Here is a 9,535-nt window from a genome sequence, read left to right as displayed (position 1 = left end):
CGGTCCAACAAACCATCGAACGATTCCAACCACTCCGTGGTCTCATCCGGATCGATATCCGGCAGATACGACGCAACACCCTCACGGATGACGCGCACGCGTCCGTCGGAACCCGGGGTCGCACTGGGGTTGGAAGGTTGGGCCGCTCCGGCGCCGGGTGTGGCGGAATCCGGTTGAGACGCGGGTCCCTGGATCAGGTCTGACAACGTTGCTCCTCATTGTGGTGGGACGCGCGGTGTGGCGTCCTCTCCATGCGATCGCGGCCTTGTTAGGCCCGATCCATCTCCTTTATGAATATGGCGCGACCCTCATCTTTCCCCATTGCGGCGCGGTCGGCACACCGTGCTCGGGTTACTCTTCGGTAGCGTTTGCGCAGATCCGGGGCCGAATGTTGAATTTATCGATGTCGTCGAAAACATGGGGGAGACGAATGTGCACGTCGTCGCGTCGCTGGGGGCTGCTGAGTGCTGCCGCCGCAGCGATCGCCGGCGCCGGCATCATCGCCGGATGTGGCGGCGCGATCGAGGGAACCGCGCAGCAGAACGACTCCCAGGCGGCCGAGTACGCCGCCGAAGCGACGTCCTCATCGGTGGCCGCGTCGTCCTCGCAGAAGGCCGCGGCCGAGCGGGAGGCGCTCGTGGAGCAGTGCACGATGTTCGTGACCCGTGCCGGTGAGACGATCGACACCTACAACACGTTCATCGACGCCGCCAACGCCGAGGCCGCGGACACCGGCACGAAGGCGAGCGCCGCAGCGGCGGCACTCCGGTCGGCCGCGGACGGCGCGAACGCCGCCACACCCGCACTTCCCCCCGACCTGACCGGACTCCTCACCGATTACGCGAACAACTATCGCGAACTCGCCGCGGCCGTCGACAGCGGGCAGCGCGGAGACATTCTGAACACGCTCGCGAGCCGAGGAGACGAGCTCAGCGACTCGATTCGGGCAGCTTGCCCCACATCGTGACTCCCGCACCGTAGGCTCGGTCGATGACCACGCATCACTACATTCTCAGAAAAATTCGCGTGGTCGGCTTGCGCGAAAGCGTTCGAGCATGTTCGCTTTCACCTAATTGATCTTCATCCGGCAGGTGTTCGGGTATCCGAGCACCGTCAACAAAAGGAGGACCCCACCGTGGTCGCCGCGGCGGACGCCCAAAACTACGCTCAGAAACTCGGGATCACTGCCGACATGGCGGTACAGGAACTGGGCTGGGACGAGGACACCGACGACGACCTGCGTGCCGCGGTCGAGGACACCATCGGTGGAGAACTGCTGGACGAGGATTCCGACGAGGTCATCGACGTCGTGCTGCTGTGGTGGCGCGACGAAGACGGAGATCTCGTCGACGCCCTCATGGATGCCATCGGGCCCCTGGCCGACGACGGATTCGTGTGGGTCCTCACCCCCAAGACCGGCCAGCCCGGTCACGTGGAGCCCAGCGAGATCGCCGAGTCCGCACCCACAGCCGGTCTCACCCAGACGTCGGCGGCAAATCTCGGAGACTGGTCGGGAAGCCGTCTGGTTCAGCCGAAGTCGCGCCCCGCGAACAAGCGCTGAACAGTCTCACCTTTCCCGTTCACTCACCGAAGGAATCACGTCATGCCGCTCGACGTGGGCACCACCGCCCCCGATTTCACCCTCAAGGACCAGAACAACCAGGAGGTGACGCTTTCCGATTACCGCGGAAAGAAGAACGTCCTGCTCGTGTTCTACCCGCTCGCGTTCACCGGAACGTGCCAGGGTGAGCTCTGCAAGGTTCGCGACGAACTGCCGAAGTTCGAGAACGACGAGACGGCGATCCTCGCCCTCTCCGTCGGTGCGTCGCCGACCCACAAGATCTGGTCCGCCGAGCAGGGATACACGTTCCCGCTGCTCGCCGACTTCTGGCCGCACGGCGCGGTCGCGCAGCAGTACGGCGTCTTCAACGACAAGCTGGGCTTCGCGAACCGCGGCACCTTCGTCATCGACAAGGAAGGCATCATCCGGTTCGCCGAGATGAACGGGCCCGGAGAGGCCCGTGACCAGGGAGCTTGGGAGAAAGCGCTCGCCACGCTAGAGTCCTGATGCGCATCCGGCGAGGTTCTCGCCGGATGTTCGGGCGTGTAGCTCAGTGGTAGAGCTCTGGTTTTACACACCAGCGGTCGGGGGTTCGAAACCCTCCGCGCCCACCGTCAGGCAAGGCCCCGATCCGCGTTCGTGCGCGGGTCGGGGTTTTCTCGTTTCCCCACCCGTTAGGGGTCAGATGCCGTCTCGCGAGGCCGTCGAACCGCGCCGATCGAGTTCGGCCTCGAATTCGGCGATCCGGCTGGTGACGGTGCGCACCGTTCCGCAGCCGTAGTCGTTCGCGATCGACTCGCCGAGCAGTGCTCGCTGCTCGCCGAGCAGCGCGAGCAGTTCGTCGTCGCCGAGCTTCGTCACGTCGCGGGACACCCTTCGATCGTCCCAGGCGTAGTCGGCGATTCCAATGGCTCGCTGAAATTCCCACCGGACGCGCAGAACCCCGCCGGGCCACGTGGGTGTGTTGAGTCAGCACCGAAGATGTGAGCAGGGCGGGGCCGTGCGCCGCCCCTGAATGGGGGGAACGAGGCGGCAAATACCATGGTAGGCGCACGAAAGGGCGCTTGGCGAGTTCCTCAGGAGAGTTTCAGGTATCAGACATTCCGACCGGAACCTGTCCGTCCGGCCCTGGCGGCGTCTACCGGTTGCGCGTGCCCGGACCCACCGTGTCGTAGGCCTCCGCGAGGAGCGCGGCCAGGGTGTCGTCGAGCTGATCGTCGGAGGTGATCGTCAACCGGTGCGTGATCACCGTCTTCGTGGTGGGAAACGCCTCCCGCAACTGCGGGTGATGGACGCGGCGGCGCAGGTCGAGGGCGATCTCGAGCCGCGACGAATAGATGAACGCGGCAGCGAAGACGCGGGCACGAGCCCACGCGATCTCGGTCCGGTGGACGCGCTCGTCCACCTCGCCGCACGCCAGAACGAGGTCACGAAACTGCAGCAGGCGCTCGGTGGCGTCCGGATCCTTGCCCGCCAGGTACTCGTCGATCGCGGCACTCATGGGACGCTCCTTTACATCGCCTGCAACGTTAGTTGATACAAATAGCGGCGTGCATCGAACCTCCCGTCCCACCACCGCGCGCGCCGCAGGCCTGCTTCTCGGCTTCGCCGCCGACCGCGCGTTCGCCGACCCCGCCCGATGGCATCCCGTGGCCGGATTCGGCCGCACCGCAATGGCATTGGAGAAGGCGACGTACCGCGACTCTCGGTCGGCCGGAATCGTGCACGTCGCCGTTCTGGTCGGTGGAGCGGCCGGTCTGGGGGTGGCCGCGGCCCGGGCGGCGCGGCGCGGGGGATGGGCCGGGGAGGCGGCCGCGACCGGCGTCGCAGCGTGGGCGGTGCTCGGCGGAACGTCCCTGGGACGGACCGGGTCGAGCATGGCCGCGTACCTCGCGGCGGACGACCTCGCGTCCGCCCGCGCCCTGCTGCCGTCGCTGTGCGGTCGCGACCCCAGCGTGCTCGGCGTCGACGGGCTCACCCGGGCGACGCTGGAGTCGGTGGCCGAGAATACGTCCGATTCCGCGGTCGGCGCGTTCCTGTGGGGCGCGGTGGCCGGCATCCCCGGACTGTTCGCCTACCGGGCGTCCAACACCCTGGACGCGATGGTCGGCTACCGCTCGCCGAAGTACTGCAACTTCGGCTGGGCCGCGGCGCGATGGGACGACCTCCTCAACCTGCTGCCCGCCCGACTCACGGGTGCGCTGACCGTCCTCGCCGCGCCGGTGGCCGGTGGGTCGCCGACGGAGGCGTGGGAGGCCTGGCGGCGCGACGCGTCCCAGCACCCCAGCCCCAACGCCGGTGTCGCGGAGGCCGGCGCGGCGGGCGCTCTCGGCATCTCGCTGGGCGGGCGCACCGAATACGCGCACGGCGTCGAGATGCGACCCGTGCTCGGATCCGGGCCGTCACCCCGGCCCGTCGACCTCGACCGCGCGGTGCGACTGTCGACCGCGGTCCAGGGTGGTGGGGCGCTGGTGTCAGCGGCCCTTGCCGTAGCGGTCGGCCAGTTTCGCTTCCGCCGCCGTCCTCGGCGCTGATTCCACCGGCGTGCTCCGGGTGAACGGCTTCTTCCGGGCCACGGGGGCGGGGGCGGCGTCGTCGGACGCTTTCGCGGACTTCTCCTTGCGGCGTTCACGCCACTCCGCGCGAATGAAGTAGGCCAGGCCGAGCGGCGCCATGATGCCGAACGCCAGCCACTGCAAGCCGTACGACAGGTACGGGCCCGCATCGAGTTGCGGGAGCGGAATGGTGCCGAGGCCGCCCGGCTGATCGGGTTCGAGTTGCACGTACGCGTCGATCAGATCCGTGCCGATGAAACCGCCGATCTGGCCCGCGTCGATGTAGTAGACCTGCCGGAGCCCGTTCTCGTCGATCGGTTCCTTGCCTGCGATGGTGCCCTCGGACTTGCGGACGCGACCGTCGAGCGTCACCGGCCCGGCCGGCGGCGGATCCACCGGCGGCGCCTCGGTGCCCTGGATCGGGCGGACGTAGCCCCGGTTGACCAGGATGGTGCGACCGTCGGTCAGCTGCAGCGGAGTCAGGACCTCGTACGCGGGCTGCGATTCGATGGACCGCAACCGGACCAGCAGATCACTGTTCTGCACGTACGACCCGGTCGCAGTGACGCGGCGCCACTCGTCGTCCGGATTCGCCGCGGCGCCGGACAGCAGAGTCTCCAGCGGGACTGGGTCGGCGTCGACCGAGTCGGCAATCAGCTGGTTCCGGTGCTCCGTGGACGTGTTCTTACCGAGCTGCCACGGCGCGAGCACGTAGAAACACATGAAGGCGAATCCGGCGACCACCACGGCCAACACCAACCAGCCGGGTCGCAACAGAAATCTCAGCCTTCGCACGCCTCCACGGTAGCCGCTCGCAGGTCGGGCCCCTGATCGTGGGTTACCGGCTGCGCACCCAGTCGAGCAGCCCGGGCACCGCGGCCTCGATCTGGAGGCGGACCCGTTCGAAGTCCTCGAGGTCCCCGTAGAACGGGTCGGGCACGGACGCCGTGTCCGCGTCCGGGTCGAAACTGCGCAGCAGCCGGCGGCGCTCGTCGGGCACGCCCATGTGGGCAAGCTCACGGTCGTGGTTGGCCGCGAGAGCGACCACCAGGTCGGCGCCGAGGTGGAACGGGCCGACCTCCGCGGCCGTGTGGCCCGTCGGATAGCCGTTCAGCTTCAGGGTCTCGTTGGTGCGGATGTCGGCCTCACGGCCCACGTGCCAGCCGTGCGTGCCTGCGCTGCTCACCATCACCCGGTGATCGAGGGCTTCGCGCCGGAGGTGCTCGGCGAAGATCTTCTCGGCCATGGGGGAGCGGCAGATGTTGCCGGTGCACACGAACGTCACGTGCAGCGGAGTCTCAGGCCGCATCGTCGAGCAACTTCCCCAGGTCGGCGACGCTCTGCGCCCGCGTGTGCGCGCGCTCGGCCTCGGCGGGAAATCCGTAACCCCACTCGACGAACACCGCGGGGATACCCCAGTGCGCGGCGCCGAGGACGTCGTGGTCGCGGTCGCCGATCATCAGGACGTCGGCGGTGGCGCCCTCGGTGGCGGTGACTCCGAGGTTCCGCAGCGAATGGGCGATCACGTCGGACTTGGCGCGGCGACTGCCGTCGTCACTGGCGCCGCCGATGAACTCGAAGTAGTGCGCGAGTTCGAAGTGCTCGAGGATGCGGATCGCGAACCGCTCGGACTTCGACGTGGCGACGGCGAGCCTCCGGCCGCTGTCGCGGGCGGCGACGAGCACCTTCTCGATGCCGTCGAAGACGGCGTTCTCCGACCACCCCACGCGGTCGTAGCGTTCGAAGTAGGCGGCGATCGCCTGCTGCACGAGATCCTCGGCCAATCCCATCGACCGGAACGTGTCGATCATCGGCGGGCCGATGACGGCGTCGATCATCTCGTCGGTCGGTTCCGGCTGACCGATCGCCGCGAGCGCGTGGCGGAAGCCGGCGTGAATGCCGGGCGCGGAGTCGGTGAGCGTGCCGTCGAGGTCGAACAACACGATCGGCGCAGACAGGGCAGAAGAGGCGGTGGACGCGGAGGTGGAGAGAGATGTCACCGGACCATTGTCCCTTAGGCTCGACAATCGTGGACATTCGCGCCGGTAGCCGGGAAAGCCTTCGTCACCACGGAGACGTGGATGCGGGGCCAGGACTCCTCGATTTCGCCGTCAACGTGCAGGGCGACGGGCCGCCGGACTGGCTGCGCCTCCGCCTCGCGGACGCGCTGGCGCACCTGGGCACGTACCCGACGGTCGCGGCCGATCTCGCGGCCCGGACCGCCGTGGCGTCCCGGCACGGCCGGACACCCGAGGAGGTGCTGCTGCTCGCCGGGGGCGCCGAGGGGTTCTCCCTGCTGCCGCGGCTCGGGATCCGGGAGGCGGCGCTGATCCATCCGTCGTTCACCGAACCCGAGTGGGCGCTGCGGGAGGCACAGGTGCCGGTCACGCAGGTGCTGCTCGACGACCCGTACGTCCTCGACTCGGCGACGGTCCCCGAAACGGCCGACCTGGTCGTGATCGGCAACCCGACCAACCCGACGTCGGTACTGCACCCCGCCGAGGCGATCCTGCGGTTGCGCCGACCGGGCCGGATCGTCGTCGTCGACGAGGCGTTCATGGACGCGGTCCCGGACGAGGACGAGTCGCTGGCCGGTCGCGCACTGCCGGACGTCCTGGTGCTGCGCAGTCTCACCAAGACGTGGGCGCTGGCCGGACTGCGCTGCGGGTACGCGCTCGGGGCTCCCGAGATCCTCGAACGACTGCAGGTGGGACGGGCGCACTGGCCGGTGGGCAGCCTGCAGGTGGAGGCGATCGCCGCGTGCAGCGAACTTCACGCCGTCGCCGCCGCCCGCGACCACGCCGTCGTGCTCGGTGAGTGGCGCGACGACATGATCCGGCGGCTGACCGGGATCGGCGTCGCCGTGCACCGGCCCGCGGTCGCGCCGTTCCTGCTGCTCCGCCTGCCGGACGGCGAACTGATGCGCAAGCACCTGCGCGAACGGGGCATCGCCGTACGCCGCTGCGACACGTTCCCCGGACTCGGACCCGACTTCCTCCGCGTCGCGGTGCGCCCCGCGGAACAGACCGCCGTGCTCGTCGACGCGATGAAGGAGATCCTGTGAACCCGGTGCGTCTCGCCGACGTGATCACCACCCTGGACGCGGCCTACCCGCCTTCCCTCGCCGAGTCGTGGGATTCCGTCGGCCTCGTGTGCGGCGACCCGGACGACGCGGTGGCGACGGTCACGGTCGCGGTCGATCCGACCGCCGCGGTGGTCGACGAGGCGATCGCCGGCGGCGCCGACCTGCTCCTCGTCCACCACCCGCTGCTGCTCCGCGGAGTCGACACCGTCGGCGCCCACACCCCGAAGGGTGCGCTCGTCCACAAGCTGATCAGGGCCGGCTGTGCCCTGTTCACCGCGCACACCAACGCCGATTCCGCGGACCCCGGCGTCTCCGACGCACTGGCGGCGGCGCTCGGGCTGACCGTCACCGGGCCGATCGAGCCGCAACCCACCGAGAACCTCGACAAATGGGTGGTCCTCGTCCCCGCCGGTGACGCCGACACGGTGCGCCGCGCACTGTTCGACGCCGGCGCCGGACACATCGGCAACTACCGCGACTGCAGCTGGTCCGTCACCGGGCAGGGCCAGTTCCTGCCCACCGACGGCGCGAATCCGGCACTCGGCGCGGTCGGCGCACTCGAACGGGTCGAGGAGAGCCGGGTGGAGGTGATCGCGCCGCGCCGCCTCCGGCCGACGGTGCTCGCCGCGATGCGCGCCGCCCACCCGTACGAGGAGGTCGCGTTCGACGTGTTCGAGACGGCGACGTTCCCCGGCCCCCGCGGACTCGGACGCGTCGGCGAGCTACCCGAACCGCTGACGCTGCGCGAGTTCACCGACCGGGTCGCCGGTGCGCTGCCCGCCACCACGTGGGGTGTGCGGGCCGCGGGCGACCCCGACGCCACGGTCCGCACCGTCGCCGTGTGCGGTGGCTCGGGCGACTCGTTCCTCGACGACGTCACACGCCTCGGCGTGGACGCGTACGTGACCGCCGACCTGCGGCACCACCCCGCCGACGAGCACCTGCGCGCCGGAGGTCCGGCCCTGATCGACGTCGCACACTGGGCGAGCGAGCAACCGTGGTGCGAACAAGCGAAGGGCGTGCTCGACGCCGCGTTCGCGCACACACCCCGGTGGCAGGTGCGGGTGTCCGCGGTGCGCACCGATCCGTGGTCGGTCAGCGCGCCGTCGTCGTAGCGCCGTCGGCGAAACCCGTGATGCGCCGGGGTACGGTTGACACCCAGCAATCTGCCGCAGAAGAACCCGTCACAGAAGACAGCAGGAGTTACCACGCGTGAACGTCGAACCACAGGTGCAGTCCAAGCTTCTCGACCTCGCCGGCGTCGATGCGGAGCTGTCGCGGATCGCCCACCGACGCACCGCGCTCCCGGAGCGTCAGGAAGTCGAGCGGCTCGAGGCGGAGCGCGTCACCCGTAAGGACGCGGCCGTGGCCGTGGAGATCATCCTCGACGACCTCGACCGCGACATCCGCAAGCTCGAAGGCGAGGTCGACGCCGTCCGCCAGCGTGAGGACCGCGACCGCAAGCTCCTCGAGAGCGGAACGGTCGGATCGAAGCAGCTCACCGAACTCGAACACGAACTCGGCAGCCTCGTCCGCCGTCAGGGACTGCTCGAGGACGAACTGCTCGAGGTGATGGAACGGCGCGAGGCGTCGCAGTCCGACCACGACCACGCCGGTGCGCAGCTGTCGCAGATCGAGGAAGACCTCATCGACGCGTCCCGCCGCCGCGACGACGCCGTCGCCGACCTGGACGCCGCGGAGCAGCGCTGCACCCGGGACCGCGCGGCGCTCGCCGACCAGTTCCCCGCCGACCTGATCACCGTCTACGAGAAGCAGCGCAGCCAGAACGGCGTCGGCGCGGCACTGCTGCAGGCCCGCCGCTGCGGTGCATGCCGTATCGAACTCGACCGCGGCGAGATCTCCCGCATCACCGGCACCGCACCCGACGTCGTCGTGCGCTGCTCCGAATGCGGCGCGATCCTGGTGCGCACCAAGGAGTCGGGTCTGTGAGTGCCGGTCGCGTCGTCGTCGAGGCCGACGGTGGATCGCGCGGCAATCCCGGACCCGCGGGCTACGGCACCGTGGTGTTCGCGGCCGACGACGGCGCCGTCCTCGCCGAACGCAAGGAAAGCCTCGGCATCGTCACGAACAACGTCGCCGAATACCGGGGGCTGATCGCCGGGCTCGAGGCCGCCGCCGAACTCGGCGCGTCCGCGGTGGACGTGCGGATGGACTCCAAACTGGTCGTCGAGCAGATGTCCGGGCGCTGGAAGGTCAAACACCCGGACATGATTCCGCTGCAGCGCCGGGCGTCGGAACTCGCCCGGCAGTTCGATTCCGTGACGTACACCTGGCTTCCGCGGGCCGAGACCGCGCACGCCGACCGCCTCGCCC

The 9,535-nt window shown here is 69.4% G+C and carries 14 protein-coding genes and 1 tRNA gene; 9 read left to right on the top strand and 6 right to left on the bottom strand.

The annotated features are described in order from the left end of the window. Nucleotides 1-206, bottom strand: a 206-nt coding sequence (locus ACFTZB_RS38265) for a hypothetical protein (protein ID WP_378440010.1), incomplete at its 3' end; no start/stop codon positions are given. A gap of 224 nt (nucleotides 207-430) precedes the next feature. Between ACFTZB_RS38265 and ACFTZB_RS38260 the strand changes: the two genes are divergently transcribed. From ACFTZB_RS38260 to ACFTZB_RS38245, 4 genes are all read left to right on the top strand, one after another. Further along, on the top strand, nucleotides 431-967 hold the full coding sequence (locus ACFTZB_RS38260; RefSeq protein WP_378440008.1) for a hypothetical protein: 537 nt from the start codon (nucleotides 431-433) through the stop codon (nucleotides 965-967). Nucleotides 968-1,135: 168 nt separating this feature from the next. Next, complete coding sequence (locus tag ACFTZB_RS38255; RefSeq protein WP_012688155.1) at nucleotides 1,136-1,561, top strand: DUF3052 domain-containing protein; 426 nt, start codon at nucleotides 1,136-1,138, stop codon at nucleotides 1,559-1,561. A 42-nt stretch (nucleotides 1,562-1,603) separates the two neighbouring features. Then, nucleotides 1,604-2,068, top strand: coding sequence for a peroxiredoxin (locus ACFTZB_RS38250; protein ID WP_378440005.1), 465 nt, complete (start codon nucleotides 1,604-1,606; stop codon nucleotides 2,066-2,068). A 32-nt stretch (nucleotides 2,069-2,100) separates the two neighbouring features. Further along, nucleotides 2,101-2,172, top strand: a tRNA-Val gene (locus ACFTZB_RS38245). Nucleotides 2,173-2,242: 70 nt separating this feature from the next. On the opposite strand, the gene ACFTZB_RS38240 is transcribed toward ACFTZB_RS38245, so the two are convergent. Both ACFTZB_RS38240 and ACFTZB_RS38235 read right to left on the bottom strand, forming a co-directional pair. Then, complete coding sequence (locus ACFTZB_RS38240; RefSeq protein WP_378440003.1) at nucleotides 2,243-2,434, bottom strand: hypothetical protein; 192 nt, start codon at nucleotides 2,432-2,434, stop codon at nucleotides 2,243-2,245. Nucleotides 2,435-2,699: 265 nt separating this feature from the next. Then, complete coding sequence (locus tag ACFTZB_RS38235) at nucleotides 2,700-3,062, bottom strand: DUF5655 domain-containing protein (RefSeq protein ID WP_276140059.1); 363 nt, start codon at nucleotides 3,060-3,062, stop codon at nucleotides 2,700-2,702. 49 nt (nucleotides 3,063-3,111) lie between these two features. Between ACFTZB_RS38235 and ACFTZB_RS38230 the strand changes: the two genes are divergently transcribed. Continuing rightward, nucleotides 3,112-4,095 (top strand): cobalamin biosynthesis protein, encoded by a 984-nt coding sequence (locus ACFTZB_RS38230; protein WP_378440001.1) that lies wholly within the window; start codon nucleotides 3,112-3,114, stop codon nucleotides 4,093-4,095. Here ACFTZB_RS38230 and ACFTZB_RS38225 read toward each other — a convergent pair. Genes ACFTZB_RS38225 through ACFTZB_RS38215 form a run of 3 tightly spaced genes read right to left on the bottom strand, consistent with a single transcriptional unit; the run spans nucleotide 4,036 to nucleotide 6,116 of the window. Beyond that, nucleotides 4,036-4,911 carry an SURF1 family protein gene (locus ACFTZB_RS38225; protein WP_378439999.1) on the bottom strand — a complete coding sequence of 292 codons (876 nt, stop codon included), beginning with the start codon at nucleotides 4,909-4,911 and terminating at the stop codon, nucleotides 4,036-4,038. The two genes, ACFTZB_RS38230 and ACFTZB_RS38225, sit on opposite strands and share 60 nt — an antisense overlap. Nucleotides 4,912-4,954: 43 nt before the next feature. After that, a complete protein-coding gene (locus ACFTZB_RS38220) occupies nucleotides 4,955-5,425 on the bottom strand; it encodes a low molecular weight protein-tyrosine-phosphatase (protein ID WP_378439996.1) in 471 nt (156 codons plus the stop codon). Next, nucleotides 5,415-6,116, bottom strand: a complete 702-nt coding sequence (locus tag ACFTZB_RS38215; protein ID WP_378439994.1) for an HAD-IA family hydrolase — start codon at nucleotides 6,114-6,116, stop codon at nucleotides 5,415-5,417. The genes ACFTZB_RS38220 and ACFTZB_RS38215 overlap by 11 nt, the downstream gene beginning before the upstream one ends. Here ACFTZB_RS38215 and cobC point away from each other — a divergent pair. The 4 genes from cobC to ACFTZB_RS38195 all read left to right on the top strand — a co-directional run. Further along, nucleotides 6,110-7,180, top strand: coding sequence for an Rv2231c family pyridoxal phosphate-dependent protein CobC (cobC, locus tag ACFTZB_RS38210; protein WP_378439992.1), 1,071 nt, complete (start codon nucleotides 6,110-6,112; stop codon nucleotides 7,178-7,180). The two genes, ACFTZB_RS38215 and cobC, sit on opposite strands and share 7 nt — an antisense overlap. Then, complete coding sequence (locus ACFTZB_RS38205) at nucleotides 7,177-8,316, top strand: Nif3-like dinuclear metal center hexameric protein (RefSeq protein ID WP_378439990.1); 1,140 nt, start codon at nucleotides 7,177-7,179, stop codon at nucleotides 8,314-8,316. Before cobC ends, ACFTZB_RS38205 begins: the two co-directional genes overlap by 4 nt. A gap of 97 nt (nucleotides 8,317-8,413) precedes the next feature. After that, nucleotides 8,414-9,151 (top strand): zinc ribbon domain-containing protein, encoded by a 738-nt coding sequence (locus ACFTZB_RS38200; protein WP_072945530.1) that lies wholly within the window; start codon nucleotides 8,414-8,416, stop codon nucleotides 9,149-9,151. Then, nucleotides 9,148-9,535, top strand: a 388-nt coding sequence (locus ACFTZB_RS38195; protein ID WP_378439987.1) for a reverse transcriptase-like protein, incomplete at its 3' end; no start/stop codon positions are given. The genes ACFTZB_RS38200 and ACFTZB_RS38195, both read left to right, overlap by 4 nt.

The organism is Rhodococcus sp. NPDC057014 (assembly GCF_042673295.1).
In the GTDB taxonomy this organism is placed as follows: domain Bacteria; phylum Actinomycetota; class Actinomycetes; order Mycobacteriales; family Mycobacteriaceae; genus Rhodococcus_F.
Note: the sequence above shows the minus strand (reverse complement) of the source record. Positions and strands in the feature narration are given on the sequence as shown.